17 protein-coding genes, 5 tRNA genes and 3 rRNA genes are annotated in these 22,818 nt (G+C 53.0%); 3 read left to right on the top strand and 22 right to left on the bottom strand.

Features of this window, described 5'->3' with window-relative positions; all coding sequences use genetic code 11:
* Positions 1-7: 7 nt before the first annotated feature.
* The 11 genes from rplL to AC1MKH_RS00955 form a co-directional block, all read right to left on the bottom strand.
* Positions 8-373, bottom strand: a complete 366-nt coding sequence (gene rplL, locus AC1MKH_RS01005; protein ID WP_006176746.1) for a 50S ribosomal protein L7/L12 — start codon at positions 371-373, stop codon at positions 8-10.
* A gap of 66 nt (positions 374-439) precedes the next feature.
* Positions 440-937 carry a 50S ribosomal protein L10 gene (gene rplJ, locus AC1MKH_RS01000; protein ID WP_002438625.1) on the bottom strand — a complete coding sequence of 166 codons (498 nt, stop codon included), beginning with the start codon at positions 935-937 and terminating at the stop codon, positions 440-442.
* Between the two features lie 300 nt (positions 938-1,237).
* Positions 1,238-1,942, bottom strand: coding sequence for a 50S ribosomal protein L1 (gene rplA, locus AC1MKH_RS00995; RefSeq protein WP_276224678.1), 705 nt, complete (start codon positions 1,940-1,942; stop codon positions 1,238-1,240).
* A gap of 3 nt (positions 1,943-1,945) precedes the next feature.
* Positions 1,946-2,374 (bottom strand): 50S ribosomal protein L11, encoded by a 429-nt coding sequence (gene rplK / locus AC1MKH_RS00990; RefSeq protein WP_015966392.1) that lies wholly within the window; start codon positions 2,372-2,374, stop codon positions 1,946-1,948.
* Between the two features lie 155 nt (positions 2,375-2,529).
* Complete coding sequence (gene nusG / locus AC1MKH_RS00985; protein ID WP_003862341.1) at positions 2,530-3,075, bottom strand: transcription termination/antitermination protein NusG; 546 nt, start codon at positions 3,073-3,075, stop codon at positions 2,530-2,532.
* Position 3,076: 1 nt separating this feature from the next.
* Entirely contained in the window at positions 3,077-3,460 is a 384-nt protein-coding gene (gene secE / locus AC1MKH_RS00980) for a preprotein translocase subunit SecE (RefSeq protein WP_003862342.1), read from the bottom strand.
* A gap of 222 nt (positions 3,461-3,682) precedes the next feature.
* Complete coding sequence (gene tuf, locus AC1MKH_RS00975) at positions 3,683-4,867, bottom strand: elongation factor Tu (protein ID WP_003031109.1); 1,185 nt, start codon at positions 4,865-4,867, stop codon at positions 3,683-3,685.
* 118 nt (positions 4,868-4,985) lie between these two features.
* Positions 4,986-5,061 (bottom strand) — tRNA-Thr (locus AC1MKH_RS00970).
* A gap of 5 nt (positions 5,062-5,066) precedes the next feature.
* A tRNA-Gly gene (locus AC1MKH_RS00965) sits at positions 5,067-5,141 on the bottom strand.
* A gap of 110 nt (positions 5,142-5,251) precedes the next feature.
* A tRNA-Tyr gene (locus AC1MKH_RS00960) sits at positions 5,252-5,336 on the bottom strand.
* A gap of 10 nt (positions 5,337-5,346) precedes the next feature.
* Positions 5,347-5,422, bottom strand: a tRNA-Thr gene (locus AC1MKH_RS00955).
* Between the two features lie 386 nt (positions 5,423-5,808).
* Here AC1MKH_RS00955 and coaA point away from each other — a divergent pair.
* Positions 5,809-6,759: a type I pantothenate kinase gene (coaA, locus tag AC1MKH_RS00950; protein WP_041686545.1), complete on the top strand. Its 951-nt coding sequence runs from the start codon at positions 5,809-5,811 to the stop codon at positions 6,757-6,759.
* Between the two features lie 39 nt (positions 6,760-6,798).
* Here coaA and birA read toward each other — a convergent pair whose 3' ends face one another.
* The 10 genes from birA to pepQ form a co-directional block, all read right to left on the bottom strand.
* Complete coding sequence (gene birA / locus AC1MKH_RS00945) at positions 6,799-7,761, bottom strand: bifunctional biotin--[acetyl-CoA-carboxylase] ligase/biotin operon repressor BirA (RefSeq protein WP_276224773.1); 963 nt, start codon at positions 7,759-7,761, stop codon at positions 6,799-6,801.
* Entirely contained in the window at positions 7,758-8,786 is a 1,029-nt protein-coding gene (murB, locus tag AC1MKH_RS00940) for a UDP-N-acetylmuramate dehydrogenase (protein ID WP_276224774.1), read from the bottom strand. Before murB ends, birA begins: the two co-directional genes overlap by 4 nt.
* 223 nt (positions 8,787-9,009) lie before the next feature.
* Positions 9,010-9,125 (bottom strand): 5S ribosomal RNA (gene rrf / locus AC1MKH_RS00935).
* A 96-nt stretch (positions 9,126-9,221) separates the two neighbouring features.
* A 23S ribosomal RNA gene (locus AC1MKH_RS00930) occupies positions 9,222-12,128 on the bottom strand.
* A 191-nt stretch (positions 12,129-12,319) separates the two neighbouring features.
* Positions 12,320-12,395: transfer RNA gene (locus tag AC1MKH_RS00925), tRNA-Glu, on the bottom strand.
* Between the two features lie 85 nt (positions 12,396-12,480).
* Positions 12,481-14,022: ribosomal RNA gene (locus tag AC1MKH_RS00920) — 16S ribosomal RNA — on the bottom strand.
* The 16S, 23S and 5S rRNA genes sit together here with 1 tRNA gene alongside, the layout of an rRNA operon.
* Positions 14,023-14,409: 387 nt before the next feature.
* Positions 14,410-14,943 (bottom strand): menaquinone-dependent protoporphyrinogen IX dehydrogenase, encoded by a 534-nt coding sequence (gene hemG, locus AC1MKH_RS00915; RefSeq protein WP_253899081.1) that lies wholly within the window; start codon positions 14,941-14,943, stop codon positions 14,410-14,412.
* A gap of 12 nt (positions 14,944-14,955) precedes the next feature.
* On the bottom strand, positions 14,956-16,407 hold the full coding sequence (trkH, locus tag AC1MKH_RS00910) for a Trk system potassium transporter TrkH (protein WP_276223055.1): 1,452 nt from the start codon (positions 16,405-16,407) through the stop codon (positions 14,956-14,958).
* A gap of 38 nt (positions 16,408-16,445) precedes the next feature.
* The gene (locus tag AC1MKH_RS00905) at positions 16,446-17,060 is read right to left on the bottom strand and encodes an IMPACT family protein (protein WP_276223057.1); all 615 of its coding nucleotides are present in this window, start codon (positions 17,058-17,060) and stop codon (positions 16,446-16,448) included.
* Positions 17,060-18,391, bottom strand: coding sequence for a Xaa-Pro dipeptidase (pepQ, locus tag AC1MKH_RS00900; protein ID WP_276223059.1), 1,332 nt, complete (start codon positions 18,389-18,391; stop codon positions 17,060-17,062). Before pepQ ends, AC1MKH_RS00905 begins: the two co-directional genes overlap by 1 nt.
* Positions 18,392-18,581: 190 nt before the next feature.
* Between pepQ and fadB the strand changes: the two genes are divergently transcribed.
* Positions 18,582-20,771 (top strand): fatty acid oxidation complex subunit alpha FadB, encoded by a 2,190-nt coding sequence (gene fadB, locus AC1MKH_RS00895; RefSeq protein WP_276223062.1) that lies wholly within the window; start codon positions 18,582-18,584, stop codon positions 20,769-20,771.
* A gap of 9 nt (positions 20,772-20,780) precedes the next feature.
* Positions 20,781-21,944 carry an acetyl-CoA C-acyltransferase FadA gene (gene fadA / locus AC1MKH_RS00890; protein WP_231825696.1) on the top strand — a complete coding sequence of 388 codons (1,164 nt, stop codon included), beginning with the start codon at positions 20,781-20,783 and terminating at the stop codon, positions 21,942-21,944.
* Positions 21,945-22,039: 95 nt separating this feature from the next.
* Here the strand turns inward: fadA and fre are convergent, their stop codons facing one another.
* Complete coding sequence (gene fre / locus AC1MKH_RS00885; protein ID WP_276223064.1) at positions 22,040-22,741, bottom strand: NAD(P)H-flavin reductase; 702 nt, start codon at positions 22,739-22,741, stop codon at positions 22,040-22,042.
* Positions 22,742-22,818: the final 77 nt, after the last annotated feature.

The raw sequence follows: 22,818 nt of genomic DNA, 5'->3' as shown, positions 1-22,818 counted from the left end.
GGTTGGCTTATTTAACTTCAACTTCAGCGCCAGCTTCTTCCAGGGATTTTTTCAGTGCTTCTGCGTCGTCTTTGCTCACGCCTTCTTTCAGAGCGGCCGGAGCAGATTCAACCAGGTCTTTTGCTTCTTTCAGACCCAGGCCAGTTGCGCCACGTACTGCTTTGATTACAGCAACTTTGTTAGCGCCAGCAGCTTTCAGAATTACGTCGAATTCAGTTTTTTCTTCAGCAGCTTCAGCCGGGCCAGCAGCTACAGCTACAGCAGCAGCAGCGGAAACACCGAATTTTTCTTCCATTGCAGAGATCAGTTCTACAACGTCCATTACGGACATAGCGGCAACTGCTTCAATGATTTGATCTTTAGTGATAGACATTTAAATTGTTCCTGAAAATCAGAATAAGTTTATACGTAAGCGAATACTTGATAAAGATAACTGCGATTAAGCAGCTTCTTTCGCATCGCGAACAGCAGCCAGAGTGCGAACCAGTTTGCCAGCCGAAGCTTCTTTCATGGTTGCCATCAGGCGTGCAATTGCTTCTTCGTAGGTCGGCAGGGTTGCCAGGCGATCGATTTGCGATGCCGGGATCAACTCACCTTCAAAGGCTGCAGCTTTGACCTCAAATTTTGCATTCGCTTTCGCGAACTCTTTGAACAGACGAGCAGCAGCGCCCGGGTGTTCCATAGAGTATGCAATCAGGGTCGGACCAACGAACGCGTCTTTCAGGCACTCAAACTGAGTACCCTCAACAACACGACGCAGCAGGGTGTTACGAACAACACGCATGTATACGCCGGCTTCGCGACCTGCTTTACGCAGTTCGGTCATTTTGTCTACAGTTACGCCGCGGGAATCCGCAACTACTGCAGACAGCGCGCCTTTGGCTACTTCGCTGACTTCAGCAACAATCGCTTGTTTGTCTTGAAGATTTAAAGCCATTAGCTTTGCTCCTGGATGTTTGCCAGGGCTCATGCCCTGGAACTCACTTCACTCCTCCAAAATGGAGAGAGCGTCTTAAATACGGTGAGCAGAAACAAGCCAAAGAGTACTTTAAAAAATAATCTTAGCGTTCTGTCACCGTCTACGCAGGGGATTAAGTTTCTTGCGAAACTCCTGCGGTCTTCGACGGAGGCCTGGATAGGCCAGGCTCCAACGACCAAATCTTTTAGCCGCTAACAATTAATTGTTAGCAAACGTGGGGGTAAGATTGTAGACAAAATCACCGCCCACGTAAAGGCATTAGTTTGCAGCAGCGCTCAGGCCAGCCTGGTCAACTGCAACACCTGCACCCATGGTGGTGGAGATGCTAACTTTCTTGATGTACACGCCTTTCGCCTGAGTCGGTTTTGCTTTTTTCAGCGCAACCAGCAGAGATTCCAGGTTTTCTTTCAGTTTGTCAGCGTCAAAGTCCACTTTACCGATGGTGGTGTGGATGATGCCGTTTTTGTCGTTACGATAACGAACCTGACCTGCTTTAGCGTTCTTAACCGCTTCAGCAACGTTAGGCGTTACAGTACCAACTTTCGGGTTTGGCATCAGGCCGCGCGGGCCCAGAACCTGACCCAGCTGGCCAACAACGCGCATTGCATCCGGGGAAGCAATAACAACGTCGAAGTTCATTTCGCCTTTTTTGATCTGGTCAGCCAGATCTTCCATACCTACCAGTTCAGCGCCTGCAGCTTTAGCAGCTTCAGCGTTTGCGCCCTGGGTAAATACGGCAACGCGAACGGAACGGCCAGTACCGTGCGGCAGTACAGTTGCACCACGTACGTTCTGGTCAGATTTACGAGCGTCGATGCCGAGGTTAACAGCAACGTCAACGCTTTCGTTGAATTTAGCAGTGGCCAGCTCTTTCAGCAGAGCAATAGCTTCGTTGATGTCGTACTGTTTAGTTGCATCAACTTTTTCACGGATCACGCGCATACGCTTGGTCAGTTTAGCCATTTCTTAATCCTCCACTACCAGGCCCATGGAACGTGCAGTACCTTCAATGGAGCGAGTCATCGCTTCAATGTCGGCGCCAGTCATGTCGGCAGCTTTGGTCTGCGCGATTTCCTGCAGCTGAGCGCGAGAAATTTTACCAACTTTCTCTTTGTTCGGCTTACCGGAACCAGACTTAATACCAGCCGCTTTTTTCAGCAGAACTGCTGCCGGCGGAGTCTTGGTGATGAAGGTGAAAGAACGGTCAGCGTAAACGGTGATAACAACCGGAATCGGCAGACCTTTTTCGATGGAATCAGTTTTTGCGTTGAACGCTTTGCAGAATTCCATGATGTTCACACCCTGCTGACCCAGTGCTGGACCAACCGGCGGACTCGGGTTTGCCATACCAGCTGCAACCTGCAGCTTAACGTAGGCTTGTACTTTCTTAGCCATTGCAATTTCCTCTAAGTGGGTAATAGCGCCTCAATGAGGCTCCCCGTGATAAATATCGTTTTACGGGCTGTGCCCGTAAAAACAAAAGGCGCGAAATTGTATGCCAATTTCGCGCCCCATGCAACGATTAAATCGCTGCTTTTTTGATCGCTGCGTTACGCTTTTTCTACCTGCGCGAAGTCCAGTTCTACCGGAGTCGCACGACCGAAGATAGAAACAGAAACTTTCAGGCGAGACTTCTCGTAATCCACTTCTTCAACGACACCGTTAAAGTCGGCAAACGGACCGTCGTTAACGCGAACCATCTCACCCGGTTCGAACAGCGTTTTCGGACGCGGCTTATCACCAACCTGCTGCAGGCGGTTCATAATCGCATCAACTTCTTTGTCGCTGATCGGCGCCGGACGGTCAGAAGTACCGCCGATGAAGCCCATTACGCGCGGCACGCTACGCACAAGGTGCCAGCTCGCATCGTTCATGACCATCTGGACCAGAACGTAACCCGGGAAGAATTTGCGCTCGCTTTTGCGACGCTGGCCGCCACGGATCTCAACGACTTCTTCAGTCGGGACCATGACTTCGCCAAACAGCTCTTCCATGTTGTGTAATTTGATGTGCTCACGCAGCGAAGTGGCTACGCGGCCTTCAAAACCGGAAAACGCCTGAACGACGTACCAGCGCTTTTTAGGTGCTTCAGACATCTTAGAACCTCAGGCCAGTGATAAAAGAGACCAGGCGAACCAGAATACCATCCAGTCCCCACAGGATCAGCGACATTACCGCGGTAACCGCAGCAACAATAAGCGTAGTATGCAGTGTTTCCTGGCGAGTCGGCCAGATAACCTTGCGAACTTCAGTACGCGCTTCACGTGCAAACGCAACGGTCGCTTTTCCTTTTGTCGTTAACAGCGCGACACCACCCGCTGCAGCAATAAGAATTACTACGGCCAGCGCGCGCAATGGCAGCATCATGTCACGATAAAGATAGTTGCCGACGATAGCCACAATCAGCAGCACCGCAACCACAACCCACTTCATCGCTTCCAGGCCGCGCCCGCTCCCTTGAGCTTCGGTATTCGCACTCATAAACCAACCTGTCAGAAGAATTCTACAAACATTTTCACCCCGCGGGTGCGAGGCGATCCAAACCGAAAGTAAGTTTCGGACTCAACGCCCTCTTCAGAGCCTGTCTCAGCAATGATTATGACAAATAAAATCACTGATGAGCCAGGTTCTGCTTCGAAAGCGTACAAAAAGGGCATCAAATGATGCCCTTTTATTGCGCATTGCGTCAAATGTTATCAGCAATTAGCTCATTACTTTGGCAACAACGCCCGCGCCAACGGTACGGCCGCCTTCACGGATTGCGAAACGCAGACCGTCGTCCATCGCGATCGGGTGGATCAGGGTAACAACCATTTTGATGTTGTCGCCCGGCATTACCATCTCTACGCCTTCCGGCAGTTCGATGGTACCAGTCACGTCAGTAGTACGGAAGTAGAACTGCGGACGGTAGCCTTTGAAGAACGGAGTATGACGGCCGCCTTCATCTTTGGACAGGATATAAACTTCAGATTCGAATTTGGTGTGCGGCTTGATAGAACCCGGCTTAGCCAGTACCTGACCACGTTCGATTTCTTCACGTTTGATACCACGCAGCAGAACACCAACGTTCTCACCAGCACGACCTTCGTCCAGCAGTTTGCGGAACATTTCAACGCCAGTACAGGTAGACTTAGCAGTCTCTTTGATACCAACGATTTCAACTTCTTCACCAACTTTGATGATACCGCGTTCTACACGACCGGTAACAACGGTACCACGACCGGAGATGGAGAATACGTCTTCGATCGGCAGCAGGAACGGCTTGTCGATAGCACGTTCTGGTTCCGGGATGTAAGAATCCAGGAAGCCAGCCAGTTCGATGATTTTCGCTTCCCACTCTGCTTCGCCTTCCAGCGCTTTCAGAGCAGAACCACGAACGATCGGAGTGTCGTCGCCCGGGAAGTCGTACTGAGACAGAAGTTCACGAACTTCCATTTCTACCAGTTCCAGCAGCTCTTCGTCATCAACCATGTCGCATTTGTTCAGGAACACGATGATGTACGGAACGCCTACCTGACGACCCAGCAGGATGTGCTCACGAGTCTGCGGCATCGGGCCGTCAGTCGCAGCAACAACCAGGATCGCGCCGTCCATCTGCGCAGCACCGGTGATCATGTTTTTAACATAGTCGGCGTGGCCTGGGCAGTCTACGTGCGCGTAGTGGCGAGTCGGGGTGTCATATTCAACGTGGGAAGTGTTGATGGTGATACCACGAGCTTTTTCTTCCGGCGCGTTATCGATCTGATCGAATGCGCGAGCAGCACCGCCGTAGGTTTTAGCCAGTACGGTAGTGATGGCAGCGGTCAGCGTTGTTTTACCATGGTCAACGTGGCCGATAGTACCGACGTTAACGTGCGGTTTTGTACGTTCAAACTTTTCTTTAGACATCGATTGTCCCTCTAAGACACGGATAAATCGGTGATATCACCACATCAACCAGGCAACACGCCCGACTTGTTGAATGCATTTAAAAGTAAACAGAGAGAAACGGGAAGGAGAAGTGAAGTGGTGCTGATACCCAGAGTCGAACTGGGGACCTCACCCTTACCAAGGGTGCGCTCTACCAACTGAGCCATATCAGCACGTCTGGAGCGGGCAGCGGGAATCGAACCCGCATCATCAGCTTGGAAGGCTGAGGTAATAGCCATTATACGATGCCCGCATCCTGAAACTCGGCTACCCAGTTCTTTCTGTTTAAGGAGAAGAACACTCTCCTGTTTGAGCCGGTGGATACAGCTTCCGACTCTGGCTGCGCTTTCGCGTAACCGAAGATGGTGGTGGGGGAAGGATTCGAACCTTCGAAGTCGATGACGGCAGATTTACAGTCTGCTCCCTTTGGCCGCTCGGGAACCCCACCAGGCACTTGATGGTGCCGACTACCGGAATCGAACTGGTGACCTACTGATTACAAGTCAGTTGCTCTACCTACTGAGCTAAGTCGGCATCAAGTAGCGCGCATTCTAGGGAGACCTGCGCCTGCATGCAACTAAAAATTTGCATAAAATGTTCTCTTGCTCATATTTTGTGCGCAACTGCGTAAAAACACGGCAAGGTGGCGAATATGAGAGCAGAAAATGGACATTTTTGACGCGCCGCACAATGGGCGTTTTACCGTGTTATCTGCCTTAACGGGTATCAGCCCCTCAAGGGTGTGTTAATAACGCTTCGGAAGGGAGTCGTGATGTGTTGCGTTTGTGCACGAAAGCGCCACTCATTTAGATTTTTTCTTCTTATTCTCTTCCATCTGGTGTTAACCTCCTGCCCATTGTCCTGATTAACTGAATGTTGATGCGTCGTGTGTTCGTTAAGGCGGCGGTCAGAACATGCTTATGAGAAAAAAAGAGCAAACGTTAATGACACCTTACCTACAGTTTAATCGTAGCCAGTGGGCTGCACTTCGTGATTCCGTGCCGATGACCCTGACTGAAGGGGAAATCAAACGGTTGAAAGGTATCAACGAAGATCTGTCGCTGGAAGAGGTCGCCGAGATCTATTTGCCTTTATCGCGTTTGCTCAACTTCTATATCAGCTCTAACCTGCGTCGCCAGGCTGTGCTGGAACAGTTCCTGGGCACCAACGGGCAACGTATTCCTTATATCATTAGTATCGCCGGCAGCGTCGCCGTGGGGAAAAGCACCACCGCGCGCGTTTTGCAGGCGTTACTGAGCCGCTGGCCTGAGCATCGCCGTGTAGAGCTGATTACCACCGATGGCTTCCTGCACCCTAATGAGGTGCTGAAAGAGCGTGGGCTGATGAAGAAGAAAGGCTTCCCGCAATCTTATGATATGCATCGCCTGGTGAAATTCGTTTCAGACCTTAAATCCGGCGTGCCTGACGTGACGGCGCCTGTCTATTCGCATCTGATTTATGATGTCATCCCGGACGGCGATAAAACGGTAACGCATCCGGATATTTTAATTCTTGAAGGATTAAATGTTCTACAAAGCGGGATGGATTATCCACACGATCCACATCATGTATTTGTTTCCGATTTCGTCGACTTCTCAATATATGTTGATGCGCCGGAAAAACTACTTCAATCGTGGTATATCAACCGCTTCCTGAAATTCCGCGAAGGTGCATTTACCGATCCGGATTCTTATTTCCATAACTATGCACAGCTTTCAAAAGATGAAGCGATAAACGTAGCGACTAATTTATGGAATGAGATTAACCTTGTGAATCTTAAGGAAAACATCTTGCCTACGCGCGAGCGCGCGAGCCTGATTTTGACGAAAAGCGCAAATCACTCGGTTGAGCAGGTCCGCCTGAGAAAATAAATACTTTTATAGAAAAGGGAGCCGAGGCTCCCTTTTTTTTCATTCTGCGCTACGCAACGAAATTTCGCCGCCGACCCAGGGCTTAATCACTCCATCCTGCTCAAGTAATAATGCGCCTTGCGAATCAATACCACGTGATACACCGAAGATCTCTTTGTCGCCGATAATTAACTTCACCGGGCGATCAATAAAGTTATCGAGTCTTTTCCAGCGTGTCAGATACGGTGTCAGCCCTTCCTGCTCAAACAGACGTAGCGAATCACGCAACTCTTTAATCAGGCGGACGGCAAGCGTGTTGCGATCGATGGAGATCCCCGCTTCCTGAAGGTTGATCCAGCCTTGATTGATGACATCATTTTCGACATTACGCATCACGAGGTTAATCCCCGCGCCAATGACAATTTGCGCTGCATCACCCGTTTTTCCGGTTAATTCCACCAGGATCCCGGCGAGTTTACGGTCATTAAGGTACAGATCATTCGGCCATTTTACACGTACCTGATCGGCGCCCAGGCTTTGCAATACTTCGGCCATGACAATGCCAATCACCAGACTCAAACCAATTGCCGCCGCAGGCCCCTGCTCCAGCCGCCAGTACATCGAAAGGTAGAGATTCGCTCCGAATGGAGAGAACCATTTACGACCACGGCGGCCACGCCCTGCGGTTTGATACTCTGCCACGCAGGCATCACCGGAATGCAGGTCGTGAATACGATCGAGCAGATACTGGTTAGTGGAATCAATAACCGGTAAGACCGCCACGTTGCCATATTCAATTTGCTGACGAATGCGTTCTTCTTCCAGTAACTGGATAGGCTCTGGCAGGCTGTAACCTTTGCCGGGAACAGTGAAAACATCCACGCCCCAATCACGCAAGGTCTGGATATGTTTGTTAATCGCCGCGCGGCTCATGCCCAGTTTTTCGCCCAACTGTTCGCCGGAATGGAATTCACCGTCGGAAAGGATGGCTATCAGCGTTAAGGGTACCGTGTTGTCTTTCATGCAATGACCTCTACCGCGTTCACTTCGCCCGTTGGCCCCATAAATCGCACTTCAGGCTCCAGCCAGACATTAAATTTCTCGCCAACCTGCGCCCGAACATGGTGGGCCAGGCCAACCACATCATTACTGGTCGCATTACCCTGATTGATGAGAACCAGCGCCTGCTGTTGATGTACCGCCGCACCACCGTGAATATAGCCTTTCAACTGACACTGGTCGATAAGCCAGCCCGCCGCCAGTTTCACAGTTCCATCACGCTGCGGGTAATGCGGCGCATTGGGGAATAAAGCCAGCAGCGCATCGGCGTGCTCGCGATCAACGACCGGGTTCTTAAAGAAGCTTCCTGCGTTGCCGTTGACTTTAGGGTCCGGGAGTTTCGTCATTCGCATATGGCATACGGAATCAAAAACGTCACGCGGCGTAACGGTCTGCGGATCTAAACGCGTCAGATCGCCATACGTCAGCACGGGCTTCCATGCTTTCGCCAGGCGGAAACCCACGGCCAGAATAGCGAATTTGTCCTGATACTCATGTTTAAAGATGCTATCGCGATAGCCAAAGCGACATTCTGCTGCCGATAAACGCAGGTGTTTACCGGTCGCCAGTTCGACACAGTCAACAAATTCACAGACCTGTTGAAGCTCGACGCCATAGGCTCCGATATTTTGAATGGGTGATGAACCGGCACAGCCAGGGATCAACGCTAAGTTTTCCAGACCCGGCATGTTGTTATCCAGCGTATAACTAACCAATTGATGCCAGTTTTCACCCGCCCCGACATAAAGATGCCAGGCATCTGCCGACTCGGTGACATCGATACCTTTAATCCGGTTAACGATGACGGTTCCGGCGAAATCTTCCAGGAAGAGAACGTTGCTTCCTTCACCCAGAATAAGAACTGGCAGACTTTCTGCGGTCGCATGCTGCCAGGCGCTCAGTAGTTGTTGTTCGTTTTCCGCGCATACAATGTGCTTCGCATGATGATCAATGCCGAAGGTGTTCCAGGGTTTTAGGGAATGGTTCATAGCTGCTTTCCTGATGCAAAAACGTCGCTAGTTTACCGTATATGAGGGGATTGTGCGCGTGGTATCGCCCGTTGGCGCTTGCGCTTACCGGGCCTACGGGTTCGTGCCATTCGGTGGGGGTTATTCTTTTGTAGGCCGGATAAGGCGCAGCCGCCATCCGGCAGGTTTTTTCCGCACTAACGCAAAAAGGCCATCCTTCCGGATGGCCTTCTGCTTATTTGATGCCTGGCAGTTCCCTACTCTCGCATGGGGAGACCCCACACTACCATCGGCGCTACGGCGTTTCACTTCTGAGTTCGGCATGGGGTCAGGTGGGACCACCGCGCTAGTGCCGCCAGGCAAATTCTGTTGTATTAACCCGCTTACGCCGGTTAATTTAATCTGTTATCAAGCTTACTTATCGATGTCTCTTCGCCAAAACATCTTCGGCGTTGTAAGGTTAAGCCTCACGGTTCATTAGTACTGGTTAGCTCAATGCATCGCTGCACTTACACACCCAGCCTATCAACGTCGTAGTCTTCAACGTTCCTTCAGGACTCTCAAGGAGTCAGGGAGAACTCATCTCGGGGCAAGTTTCGTGCTTAGATGCTTTCAGCACTTATCTCTTCCGCATGTAGCTACCGGGCAATGCCATTGGCATGACAACCCGAACACCAGTGATGCGTCCACTCCGGTCCTCTCGTACTAGGAGCAGCCCCCCTCAATTCTCCAGCGCCCACGGCAGATAGGGACCGAACTGTCTCACGACGTTCTAAACCCAGCTCGCGTACCACTTTAAATGGCGAACAGCCATACCCTTGGGACCTACTTCAGCCCCAGGATGTGATGAGCCGACATCGAGGTGCCAAACACCGCCGTCGATATGAACTCTTGGGCGGTATCAGCCTGTTATCCCCGGAGTACCTTTTATCCGTTGAGCGATGGCCCTTCCATTCAGAACCACCGGATCACTATGACCTGCTTTCGCACCTGCTCGCGCCGTCACGCTCGCAGTCAAGCTAGCTTATGCCATTGCACTAACCTCCTGATGTCCGACCAGGATTAGCTAACCTTCGTGCTCCTCCGTTACTCTTTGGGAGGAGACCGCCCCAGTCAAACTACCCACCAGACACTGTCCGCAACCCGGATCACGGGTCTACGTTAGAACATCAAACATTAAAGGGTGGTATTTCAAGGTTGGCTCCATGCAGACTGGCGTCCACACTTCAAAGCCTCCCACCTATCCTACACATCAAGGCTCAATGTTCAGTGTCAAGCTATAGTAAAGGTTCACGGGGTCTTTCCGTCTTGCCGCGGGTACACTGCATCTTCACAGCGAGTTCAATTTCACTGAGTCTCGGGTGGAGACAGCCTGGCCATCATTACGCCATTCGTGCAGGTCGGAACTTACCCGACAAGGAATTTCGCTACCTTAGGACCGTTATAGTTACGGCCGCCGTTTACCGGGGCTTCGATCAAGAGCTTCGCGTTGCCGCTAACCCCATCAATTAACCTTCCGGCACCGGGCAGGCGTCACACCGTATACGTCCACTTTCGTGTTTGCACAGTGCTGTGTTTTTAATAAACAGTTGCAGCCAGCTGGTATCTTCGACTGATTTCAGCTCCACGGGTAAACCGCTTCACCTACATATCAGCGTGCCTTCTCCCGAAGTTACGGCACCATTTTGCCTAGTTCCTTCACCCGAGTTCTCTCAAGCGCCTTGGTATTCTCTACCTGACCACCTGTGTCGGTTTGGGGTACGATTCAATGTTACCTGATGCTTAGAGGCTTTTCCTGGAAGCAGGGCATTTGTTACTTCAGCACCGTAGTGCCTCGTCATCACGTCTCAGTGTTAACAGAAGTCCGGATTTACCTAAACTTCCCACCTACACGCTTAAACCGGGACAACCGTCGCCCGGCCAACATAGCCTTCTCCGTCCCCCCTTCGCAGTAACACCAAGTACAGGAATATTAACCTGTTTCCCATCGACTACGCCTTTCGGCCTCGCCTTAGGGGTCGACTCACCCTGCCCCGATTAACGTTGGACAGGAACCCTTGGTCTTCCGGCGAGCGGGCTTTTCACCCGCTTTATCGTTACTTATGTCAGCATTCGCACTTCTGATACCTCCAGCATGCCTCACGACACACCTTCAACGGCTTACAGAACGCTCCCCTACCCAACAACACATAGTGTCGCTGCCGCAGCTTCGGTGCACAGTTTAGCCCCGTTACATCTTCCGCGCAGGCCGACTCGACCAGTGAGCTATTACGCTTTCTTTAAATGATGGCTGCTTCTAAGCCAACATCCTGGCTGTCTGAGCCTTCCCACATCGTTTCCCACTTAACTGTGACTTTGGGACCTTAGCTGGCGGTCTGGGTTGTTTCCCTCTTCACGACGGACGTTAGCACCCGCCGTGTGTCTCCCGTGATAACATTCTTCGGTATTCGTAGTTTGCATCGGGTTGGTAAGTCGGGATGACCCCCTAGCCGAAACAGTGCTCTACCCCCGAAGATGAGTTCACGAGGCGCTACCTAAATAGCTTTCGGGGAGAACCAGCTATCTCCCGGTTTGATTGGCCTTTCACCCCCAGCCACAAGTCATCCGCTAATTTTTCAACATTAGTCGGTTCGGTCCTCCAGTTAGTGTTACCCAACCTTCAACCTGCCCATGGCTAGATCACCGGGTTTCGGGTCTATACCCTGCAACTTAACGCCCAGTTAAGACTCGGTTTCCCTTCGGCTCCCCTATTCGGTTAACCTTGCTACAGAATATAAGTCGCTGACCCATTATACAAAAGGTACGCAGTCACCCCATAAAGAGGCTCCCACTGCTTGTACGTACACGGTTTCAGGTTCTTTTTCACTCCCCTCGCCGGGGTTCTTTTCGCCTTTCCCTCACGGTACTGGTTCACTATCGGTCAGTCAGGAGTATTTAGCCTTGGAGGATGGTCCCCCCATATTCAGACAGGATACCACGTGTCCCGCCCTACTCTTCGAGTTCACAACATATGCATTTTGGTGTACGGGACTTTCACCCTGTATCGTGCGACTTTCCAGACGCTTCCACTAACACACATGCTGATTCAGACTCTGGGCTGCTCCCCGTTCGCTCGCCGCTACTGGGGGAATCTCGGTTGATTTCTTTTCCTCGGGGTACTTAGATGTTTCAGTTCCCCCGGTTCGCTTCATTACGCTATGTATTCACGTAATGATAGTGTGACGAATCACACTGGGTTTCCCCATTCGGAAATCGCCGGTTATAACGGTTCATATCACCTTACCGACGCTTATCGCAGATTAGCACGTCCTTCATCGCCTCTGACTGCCAGGGCATCCACCGTGTACGCTTAGTCGCTTAACCTCACAACCCGAAGATGTTTCGTAAAACACCACCGTGTTGCGAAAATTTGAGAGACTCGAACACACTTAAAAGTGTGTCGTTTCAATTTTCAGCTTGATCCAGATTTTTAAAGAGCAAATATCTCAAACAAGACTTAACAGTCTGTTTTGAGATATTAAGGTCGGCGACTTTCACTCACACATACCAGCAAGTGGCGTCCCCTAGGGGATTCGAACCCCTGTTACCGCCGTGAAAGGGCGGTGTCCTGGGCCTCTAGACGAAGGGGACACTGAAGTCTCAATCGCAAGACGCCTTGCTATTTACTTTTCATCAGACAATCTGTGTGGACACTTCAAGGAACGGTTCTTTAAGGTAAGGAGGTGATCCAACCGCAGGTTCCCCTACGGTTACCTTGTTACGACTTCACCCCAGTCATGAATCACAAAGTGGTAAGCGCCCTCCCGAAGGTTAAGCTACCTACTTCTTTTGCAACCCACTCCCATGGTGTGACGGGCGGTGTGTACAAGGCCCGGGAACGTATTCACCGTAGCATTCTGATCTACGATTACTAGCGATTCCGACTTCATGGAGTCGAGTTGCAGACTCCAATCCGGACTACGACATACTTTATGAGGTCCGCTTGCTCTCGCGAGGTCGCTTCTCTTTGTATATGCCATTGTAGCACGTGTGTAGCCCTACTCGTAAGGGCCATGATGACTTGACGTCATCCCCACCTTCCTCCAGTTTATCACTGGCAGTCTCCTTTGAGTTCCCGGCCGAACCGCTGGCAACAAAGGATAAGGGTTGCGCTCGTTGCGGGACTTAACCCAACATTTCACAACACGAGCTGACGACAGCCATGCAGCACCTGTCTCACGGTTCCCGAAGGCACCAATTCATCTCTGAAAAGTTCCGTGGATGTCAAGAGTAGGTAAGGTTCTTCGCGTTGCATCGAATTAAACCACATGCTCCACCGCTTGTGCGGGCCCCCGTCAATTCATTTGAGTTTTAACCTTGCGGCCGTACTCCCCAGGCGGTCGACTTAACGCGTTAGCTCCGGAAGCCACGCCTCAAGGGCACAACCTCCAAGTCGACATCGTTTACAGCGTGGACTACCAGGGTATCTAATCCTGTTTGCTCCCCACGCTTTCGCACCTGAGCGTCAGTCTTCGTCCAGGGGGCCGCCTTCGCCACCGGTATTCCTCCAGATCTCTACGCATTTCACCGCTACACCTGGAATTCTACCCCCCTCTACGAGACTCAAGCTTGCCAGTTTCAAATGCAGTTCCCAGGTTGAGCCCGGGGATTTCACATCTGACTTAACAAACCGCCTGCGTGCGCTTTACGCCCAGTAATTCCGATTAACGCTTGCACCCTCCGTATTACCGCGGCTGCTGGCACGGAGTTAGCCGGTGCTTCTTCTGCGAGTAACGTCAATTGCTGAGGTTATTAACCTCAACACCTTCCTCCTCGCTGAAAGTACTTTACAACCCGAAGGCCTTCTTCATACACGCGGCATGGCTGCATCAGGCTTGCGCCCATTGTGCAATATTCCCCACTGCTGCCTCCCGTAGGAGTCTGGACCGTGTCTCAGTTCCAGTGTGGCTGGTCATCCTCTCAGACCAGCTAGGGATCGTCGCCTAGGTGAGCCGTTACCCCACCTACTAGCTAATCCCATCTGGGCACATCCGATGGCAAGAGGCCCGAAGGTCCCCCTCTTTGGTCTTGCGACGTTATGCGGTATTAGCTACCGTTTCCAGTAGTTATCCCCCTCCATCAGGCAGTTTCCCAGACATTACTCACCCGTCCGCCACTCGTCAGCGAATCAGCAAGCTGATTCCTGTTACCGTTCGACTTGCATGTGTTAGGCCTGCCGCCAGCGTTCAATCTGAGCCATGATCAAACTCTTCAATTTAAGTTTGATGCTCGTGAATTAAACTTCGTAATGAATTACGTGTTCACTCAGAGACTTGGTATTCATTTATCGTCTTGCGACGTTAAGAATCCGTATCATTGAGTGCCCACACAGATTGTCTGATAAATTGTTAAAGAGCAGTGCAACGCGGCGTGAAGCTCACCGTTGCGAGGTGCGCATATTACGCTTTCCTCCTTCAGAGTCAAGCGCTTATTTTCGCTTTTCTCTGGCGGCGTTCCCGAAGGAAGCCTGCTAACCCGGCGGCTTAGAGGCCGTTGTTCCGTGTCAGTGGAGGCGCATTATAGGGAGTAATTGAGATCTCGCAAGCATAAAATACAAAAAACTTTTCGTTCGCTCATTTTCCAGGCAATGCGCTACATTCGTGCGCTATTTGCGCGGAATATGCGCAATTTCGCGGGCGAAATGGGCTACCTGCTGCCAGTCCGTATAAACCACTTCTTTACGGGTATCCGTTTCGCCGCCCGTCATCTTCATAATCAGGCGGATCATAAAGCGGTCATACCAGCGATAACGCGGGTAACGCAGCGCCCCGGCAAAAACGGCGCAGGCATCCGGCTGCCATGGAGAGGCAAGCAGAAACTTACGCGTGTAGTTATTGGTCTGCGGCGAGCGCTTCTCGGGTTTACGCGCCACCAGGTTCACCGAGAAGAAAGCGCTCGGTAATGCCTGCATCTGCGCGGCATGCTTTTTCACAAAACGATCGACCGCTGAATGGAAGTGCCCATAGCGAATCGACGCTCCCACCACAACGCGGTCATACTGTTCCCACTCAACGTCCTGAGTGCGATTCAGATTCACCAGCTCGGAATCAATACCCAGCTCTTTGAGCTCGGAAGAGAGGTACGCGGCAATTTCACGCGTCTGACCATCACGGGTAGAGAAGAGAATTAATGTTTTCAACGCAAGCTCCACTTATTCGCGCCAGAAGGTTGGGGTAAACAACACCAGCAGCGTAAAGACTTCCAGACGACCAAACAGCATGTTCGCAATCAGGATCCACTTCGCCACCGGGTTCATGCTGGCAAAGTTATCCGCCACCACGCCAAGCCCTGGCCCCAGGTTATTCAGCGTTGCCACTACCGAGGCAAACGCGGAGAAGTCATCCACGCCGGTCGCGATAATCGCCAGCATACTGATAATGAACACCAGCGCATACGCAGAGAAGAATCCCCATACCGCTTCGAGAATACGTTCCGGCAGCGCACGGTTGCCCAGCTTGATGCTATACACCGCATTCGGATGCACCAGACGTTTTAGTTCGCGGTTCCCCTGCTTGAACAGCAGCAGGATACGAATCACCTTCAGACCACCGCCCGTCGACCCGGCGCAACCGCCGATAAACGCCGAGCAGAGTAACAGCACCGGCAGGAAGAGCGGCCAGCGAGCGATGCTGTCCGTCGTAAAGCCCGCCGTCGTCGCCATCGACACCACCTGGAAGAAGGCCTGGTTTAGCGTCGTCAGCGCAGAGCTGTAAACGTTATGGAAATAGAGCACCAGCGTACAGATAAAGACCAGCGTCAACTGAACGCCAATAAACATCCGGAATTCCGGATCGCGCCAGTAAACCTTCAGGCTCCGCCCGCTCAGTAACGAGAAGTGCAGACCGTAGTTACACCCGGAGATCAGTAAGAAGATAGCAATAATGGTGTTAATCGTTGGGCTGTCGAAGTAGCCCACGCTGGCATCATGCGTCGAAAAACCGCCAATCGCGATAGTCGCGAAGCTGTGACCGATGGCGTCGAACGCCGGCATACCCGCAAACCACAGCGCCAGCGCACAGGCGACGGTCAGCAATACATAGATGAGCCACAGGGTTTTTGCCGTTTCCGCAATACGCGGCCGCATCTTGTTATCTTTCAACGGCCCCGGCATCTCGGCACGATAAAGCTGCATCCCCCCGACGCCGAGGATAGGCAGAATCGCCACGGCTAACACAATGATCCCCATACCGCCGAACCATTGCAGCATCTGTCGATAAAAGAGAATCGCATGCGGAAGTGAATCGAGGCCCACCAGCGTCGTCGCGCCGGTCGTTGTCAGCCCGGAAAAGGATTCAAAAAAAGCATCAGTTATCGTGAGGTTTGGCTGCTCAGAGAAGATAAAGGGAAGCGCACCCACGCTGCCCAGTACGGTCCAGAACAGGACCACAATCAAAAACCCTTCGCGCGATTTGAGTTCGCCCTTCTCGCGGCGGTTCGGCCACCACAGTAACGATCCAATCACCAGCGCGACAAAAAAGGTTTGGGTAAATGCCCGCCCGGCGCCATCGCGGTAAATCAATGCCACCAGGCCGGGAAGGATCATGGTTCCCGAAAACAAGATGACCAGAAGTCCGACGATTCGGGTTATGGCACGAAAATGCATCTCTGGCGCTTCCTTTGGTATAAAAGTAAGGAGGGGGATTATTCTTCAATCGCTAACAATTGCAATGAACCACGACTAAAATCAGCCAGTTTTGCTGTAAAAGCATCCACTTTCGCTTGCGGAAGCGCCACGCGTAGCTGTACCGATGCCTGATAGTCACTGGCCACAATCACGCCAGAGAATTGCCCCAGCAGCGTTTCTATCCCCGACAACTGACCGTATTCACACAACAGAGTATATTCGGTTAATGGCGTTTTGATTTGTGTTGTGAGTTGATTTAGCGCCTGCTGGACACCGCCGCCATAGGCTTTCACCAGGCCGCCCGTTCCCAACAGCACGCCGCCGTAGTAGCGAACCACCACGGCGGTAATTTCGCCGACGCCGCTTCCCATAAGCTGCGCCAGCATGGGCTTACCCGCCGTTCCCGCCGGTTCACCATCATCTGAAAAGCCAAGCTGCTGTGAGTCATCTGGCCGCCCGGCAACCCAGGCGACACAGTGGTGACGGGCATCAGGATGTTCCGCCCTCACCGACTCAACAAACGCTTTCGCCGCCTCCACCCCGTCGGTATGCGCCAGCAGGGTGATGAAACGGCTCTTTTTAATCTCTTCAGTAAACGTGACCGGCGACGCCGGTATCGGCCAACTTTCCATTACGCCAGTTTCAGATCGCGCGTCATGTTCTCAACGTTATTTTCGTGGATCACGACGTTATCTTCGATGCGAATCCCGCCGAACGGTTTCAGTGCTTCAATTTTCTGCCAGTTGAAGTGCTTGCTGAACTGCCCTTCACGCCACGGCGCCAGCAGAGATTCAATGAAGTAAATGCCCGGTTCGATGGTCAGCACCATGCGCGGTTGCAACACGCGGGTGCAGCGCAGGTACGGATATTTCGACGGCGCTGCCAGGTGCGTGCCGGTGTCATCCTGCATAAAGCCCGCGACATCATGAACCTGTAATCCCAACGGGTGACCAATACCGTGCGGCATAAATGGCCCGGTCAGGTCATTTTCAACCATCGCCTCTTCGCTCATATCGGTGAGGATTTGATGTTTACGCAGGATTTTTGCGATGCGCTGATGGAACTGGATATGGTAATCCACGTAGCTGACACCCGCTTTCATGGTGGCGATCAGCGCCAGCTGCTCGTCATTCACGTCTTTGATCAGATGGGCGAAATCATTGTCGCTGTGCGCCGCCCAGGTGCGGGTGAGATCAGCGGCATAACCGTTATATTCCGCGCCAGCGTCCAGCAGGAAGCTACGCACTTCAGACGGCACGCGGTGATCCAGTTTGGTGTAGTGCAATACAGAGGCGTGTTCATTCAGTGCCACGATGTTGCCATACGGTACATCGGTATCGCGATGGCCGGTCGCCGTCAGGTACGCCTGATTGATGTCGAACTCGCTCATCCCGGAACGGAAAGCTTCTTCCGCTGCGCGATGGCCGTTGACCGCTGTTTTCTGCGCTTCGCGCATACAGGCCAGTTCGTAATCCGTTTTATAAGAACGATAGTAGTGCAGGTAATCAATCACGCCTTTCGGGTTGATCTTATCGGCAGCAATGCCCAGGCCAATCGCGCGCTCCGGAACCGGACCGATATAGCCAATATTTCCACGAGCCGCTGGCAGCTGGCTGGCAATGCCGTCTGCTTTCGGCAGCGCAATCACCTCAACTTCCTCGGTCCAGAAGGAGGTCGGCAACGGCTCAACGTTGTGCCAGTAATCGACCGGCAGGTAGAACCACAGCTTCGGTTTGTTGACGCCATCCACCAGCAGCCAGCAGTTTGGCACCTGCGTCACGGGCACCCAGGCTTTAAACTGCGGGTTAACCTTGAACGGATACGCGTGGTCATCGAGGAACACATTCATCAGTTCGCCGGAATGAATTAACAGCGCATCCAGCTTGAAGCGGTCCAGCGCGTTACGCGCACGTTCCTGCAGGGTAGCGATATGATTTTTGTAGAGTGCAGCCAGTGATTCCATTTTTAGTCCTTGTACATTTTTGCCCTCAAGTTTTCGCATCTTAGCACACCTCGCCGAACCTGCGTGATCTCCACCAGTCGTGATCTCCCCAGCAAATATTTAAAGAGTAATTTGCATTTTATTAACATAAAAACCACACTCAGCCTCATCTGGTACGACCAGATTACACTGCTGGATTCAGGAGACTGACATGCTCTACAAAGGCGATACCCTGTACCTCAACTGGCTGGAAGATGGCATTGCCGAACTGGTGTTCGATGCCCCCGGCTCGGTGAATAAATTAGATACGGCGACCGTAGCCAGCCTCGGGCACGCGCTCGATGTCCTCGAAAAACAAAAAGAGCTGAAAGGGCTGCTGCTGCGCTCTGAAAAAGCGGCGTTTATCGTCGGCGCAGATATTACCGAATTCCTCTCGCTGTTCCTGGTGCCGGAAGAGCAACTCAGCGAATGGCTGCATTTCGCCAACAGCGTCTTCAACCGTCTGGAAGATTTACCGGTTCCAACCATCGCCGCCGTTAACGGCTACGCGCTGGGCGGTGGCTGCGAATGCGTACTGGCGACCGATTACCGTTTAGCCACGCCAGACCTGCGCATCGGCCTGCCGGAAACCAAACTGGGGATCATGCCCGGATTTGGCGGTTCCGTGCGTATGCCTCGCCTTTTGGGCGCGGACAGCGCGCTGGAAATTATCGCTGCCGGGAAAGATGTTGGTGCTGAACACGCGCTGAAAATCGGTCTGGTGGATGGCGTTGTTAAACACGAGAAACTGATCGACGGTGCGCTGGCCGTATTGCGCCAGGCGATAAACGGCGATCTCGACTGGCGCGCGAAGCGTCGTCCGAAACTGGAACCGCTGAAGCTCAGTAAAGTGGAAGCCACCATGAGCTTCACTATCGCCAAAGGCATGGTGATGCAGACGGCGGGTAAACACTATCCGGCGCCGATTACGGCGGTGAAAACCATTGAAGCCGCTGCCCGTCTGGGGCGCGATGACGCGCTGAAGCTGGAAAACCAAAGCTTTGTCCCGCTGGCGCACACCAACGAAGCGCGCGCGCTGGTTGGCATCTTCCTTAACGATCAATATGTAAAAGGTCTGGCGAAAAAACTCGCCAAAACCACCGATGCGCCGAAGCACGCGGCGGTTCTGGGCGCAGGCATTATGGGCGGCGGCATCGCGTATCAGTCGGCCTGGAAAGGCGTGCCGGTGATCATGAAAGATATCAATGAGAAATCGCTGACGCTTGGCATGACGGAAGCCAGCAAACTGCTCAATAAGCAGCTGGAGCGCGGCAAAATTGATGGTCTGAAACTGGCAGGCGTCATTTCCACCATCCAGCCCACACTGGATTACGCCGGGTTCGACCGTGTAGACGTCGTTGTGGAAGCGGTTGTTGAAAATCCGAAGGTGAAAAAAGCAGTGCTGGCGGAAACCGAGCAAAAAGTCCGCCCGGATGCTGTGCTGGCCTCCAACACTTCAACAATCCCGATCGGCGAACTGGCCGACGCGCTGGAACGCCCGGAAAACTTCTGCGGCATGCACTTCTTCAACCCGGTGCACCGCATGCCGCTGGTTGAAATCATTCGCGGTAAAAAGACCAGCGAGCAAACCATCGCCAAAGTGGTTTCCTGGGCCAGCCAGATGGGCAAAACGCCGATTGTGGTCAACGACTGCCCCGGCTTCTTCGTTAACCGCGTGCTGTTCCCCTACTTCGCCGGTTTCAGCCAGCTGCTGCGCGACGGCGCGGATTTCCGCAAAGTCGACAAAGTAATGGAGAAACAGTTCGGCTGGCCGATGGGCCCGGCTTATCTGCTGGACGTGGTCGGTATCGACACCGCACATCACGCCCAGGCGGTGATGGCAGCAGGTTTCCCGCAGCGCATGCAGAAAGATTATCGCGACGCGATCGACGCCCTGTTTGATGCCAGCCGCTTCGGGCAGAAAAATGGCCTTGGCTTCTGGCGCTATAAAGAAGACAGCAAAGGCAAACCGAAAAAAGAAGAAGACGCACAAACCGACAGCCTGCTGGCCGATGTTTCCCAGCCGAAGCGCGACTTCAGCGACGAAGAGATCATCGCCCGCATGATGATCCCGATGGTCAACGAAGTGGTGCGCTGCCTGGAAGAGGGCATCATTGCCAGCCCGGCAGAAGCGGACATGGCACTGGTCTACGGCCTGGGCTTCCCTCCGTTCCACGGCGGCGCATTCCGCTGGCTGGATACGCTGGGTAGCGCGAAATATCTCGATATGGCGCAGCAGTATCAGCACCTCGGCCCGTTGTATGACGTGCCGGAAGGTCTACGCAATAAAGCGCGTCATAACCAACCGTATTATCCCGCAGTGGAGCCCGCCCGTCCGGTTGGCGCACTGAAAACGGCTTAAGGAGTCACAATGGAACAGGTTGTCATTGTCGATGCAATTCGTACCCCGATGGGCCGTTCAAAAGGCGGCGCATTCCGTCATGTGCGCGCGGAAGATCTCTCGGCGCATCTGATGCGTAGCCTGCTGGCGCGCAACCCGGCGCTGGAAGCGGCGTCTCTTGATGATATTTACTGGGGCTGCGTGCAGCAGACGCTGGAGCAGGGTTTTAACATTGCGCGTAACGCCGCCCTGTTGGCGGAAGTACCGCACTCGGTGCCTGCAAACACTGTTAACCGCCTGTGTGGTTCATCGATGCAGGCGTTGCACGACGCCGCACGTATGATCATGACCGGCGATGCGCACGCCTGCCTTATCGGCGGTGTTGAACATATGGGTCACGTGCCGATGAGCCACGGCGTCGATTTCCACCCAGGTTTAAGCCGTAACGTCGCCAAAGCGGCGGGCATGATGGGTTTAACCGCCGAAATGCTGGCGCGGATGCACGGCATCAGCCGTGAGATGCAGGACGCCTTTGCCGCCCGCTCTCACGCGCGTGCCTGGGCCGCAACCCAGTCCGGCGCGTTCAAAAATGAGATCGTCCCGACCGGTGGCCACGACGCCGACGGCGTTCTGAAACAGTTTAACTACGATGAAGTGATTCGACCGGAAACCACCGTTGAAGCGCTCGCAACGCTGAAACCGGCATTCGACCCGGTAACCGGCACGGTTACCGCTGGTTCCTCTTCCGCGCTTTCCGATGGCGCTTCCGCCATGCTGGTCATGAGCGAAAGTCGCGCCCGCGAACTGGGCTTCACGCCACGCGCGCGCATTCGCTCAATGGCGGTTGTCGGCTGCGATCCGTCTATCATGGGTTATGGCCCGGTTCCGGCTTCTAAGCTGGCGCTGAAAAAAGCGGGCCTGTCGGTAAGCGATATCGACCTGTTTGAAATGAACGAAGCGTTTGCCGCGCAGATCTTGCCATGTATTAAAGATCTGGGGCTGACAGAACAGATCGACGAGAAGATCAACCTCAACGGCGGGGCGATCGCCCTGGGTCATCCGTTGGGATGTTCAGGTGCGCGTATCAGTACCACGCTGCTGAACCTGATGGAACGCAAAGACGCCCAGTTCGGCCTGGCGACAATGTGTATCGGGTTAGGTCAGGGGATTGCGACCGTATTTGAACGCGTATAAGTGCAAGTCGGCCGGGCAAGCATAGCGCCCCCGGCCGATAAATTAAAAGATTAGTTGCCGTTCTTCCCGCCTGTCAGGGGCGGGTTTTTTATTGCTTAAATAAACGCAAACGCATCGCCAAACAGGCGGTCTTCACGCGCCTGACGTTCGTTGCAGAACAGGTCACGGGCGATTTTCGCCATTTCGAAACGGCCCGCAATATAGATATCGTGCTCCGCCAGCGTACCGTAATCCTGCAATACTGCCGTCAGCACGGTACCGGAGCGGCCACGCCACTCATTATCGGGCTGCTCAACAACCGGAATAACATTCAGCTTCGGATGATTAACCGTTAACGCTTCCAGCTCGGCAAGGTCATACAGATGTTTCTCTTCACGACCGCCCCAGTAAATGGTGACATCACGGTTAGGGTTACGCTTCAGCGCAGTCAGCAGAATGGAGCGCACGTAGGAGAAGCCAGTACCGCCCGCGATTAAAATCAGCGGACGTTCTTCATCGTCGCGCAGCCAGGCTTCACCATGAGGAATATCAACGACAATTTCGCGATCCTTCAGAATGCGATCCATAACCGCCATCGCGTACAGATTAAGCTCCGATGCGCCAATATGCAGTTCGATATAGTCCTGCTGATCCGGCGTGGAGGCCATGGAGAACGGGCGTTTATCACGCTCATCCATCACGACCATTAAATACTGACCCGCCTGGAACGAGAATGGGGCTTCGGGTACTAAACGGACGCGATATACAGTGTCGGTGATGGCATCTACCGAGGTCACTTTACAGCTTAAAATTGTCATGCGCTCCCTCTGTCGGATCTTATAGTCATTTCAGGGTCTGAATACTGCCCCAATCGTTAGTGCCTGAACAGGCAGAA

This window comes from Pseudocitrobacter sp. CD920760 (assembly GCF_057782505.1).
Note: the sequence above shows the minus strand (reverse complement) of the source record. Positions and strands in the feature narration are given on the sequence as shown.

What these genes read in the sequence shown, in the direction of transcription:
- trkH (WP_276223055.1), bottom strand. Translation starts at nt 16,407, where the DNA reads ATGCATTTTCGTGCCATAACCCGAATCGTCGGACTTCTGGTCATCTTG.
- AC1MKH_RS00905 (WP_276223057.1), bottom strand. Translation starts at nt 17,060, where the DNA reads ATGGAAAGTTGGCCGATACCGGCGTCGCCGGTCACGTTTACTGAAGAG.
- rplJ (WP_002438625.1), bottom strand. Translation starts at nt 937, where the DNA reads ATGGCTTTAAATCTTCAAGACAAACAAGCGATTGTTGCTGAAGTCAGC.
- pepQ (WP_276223059.1), bottom strand. Translation starts at nt 18,391, where the DNA reads ATGGAATCACTGGCTGCACTCTACAAAAATCATATCGCTACCCTGCAG.
- secE (WP_003862342.1), bottom strand. Translation starts at nt 3,460, where the DNA reads ATGAGTGCGAATACCGAAGCTCAAGGGAGCGGGCGCGGCCTGGAAGCG.
- rplA (WP_276224678.1), bottom strand. Translation starts at nt 1,942, where the DNA reads ATGGCTAAACTGACCAAGCGTATGCGCGTGATCCGTGAAAAAGTTGAT.
- birA (WP_276224773.1), bottom strand. Translation starts at nt 7,761, where the DNA reads ATGAAAGACAACACGGTACCCTTAACGCTGATAGCCATCCTTTCCGAC.
- rplL (WP_006176746.1), bottom strand. Translation starts at nt 373, where the DNA reads ATGTCTATCACTAAAGATCAAATCATTGAAGCAGTTGCCGCTATGTCC.
- rplK (WP_015966392.1), bottom strand. Translation starts at nt 2,374, where the DNA reads ATGGCTAAGAAAGTACAAGCCTACGTTAAGCTGCAGGTTGCAGCTGGT.
- fadB (WP_276223062.1), top strand. Translation starts at nt 18,582, where the DNA reads ATGCTCTACAAAGGCGATACCCTGTACCTCAACTGGCTGGAAGATGGC.
- fadA (WP_231825696.1), top strand. Translation starts at nt 20,781, where the DNA reads ATGGAACAGGTTGTCATTGTCGATGCAATTCGTACCCCGATGGGCCGT.
- murB (WP_276224774.1), bottom strand. Translation starts at nt 8,786, where the DNA reads ATGAACCATTCCCTAAAACCCTGGAACACCTTCGGCATTGATCATCAT.
- tuf (WP_003031109.1), bottom strand. Translation starts at nt 4,867, where the DNA reads ATGTCTAAAGAAAAGTTTGAACGTACAAAACCGCACGTTAACGTCGGT.
- coaA (WP_041686545.1), top strand. Translation starts at nt 5,809, where the DNA reads ATGAGAAAAAAAGAGCAAACGTTAATGACACCTTACCTACAGTTTAAT.
- fre (WP_276223064.1), bottom strand. Translation starts at nt 22,741, where the DNA reads ATGACAATTTTAAGCTGTAAAGTGACCTCGGTAGATGCCATCACCGAC.
- nusG (WP_003862341.1), bottom strand. Translation starts at nt 3,075, where the DNA reads ATGTCTGAAGCACCTAAAAAGCGCTGGTACGTCGTTCAGGCGTTTTCC.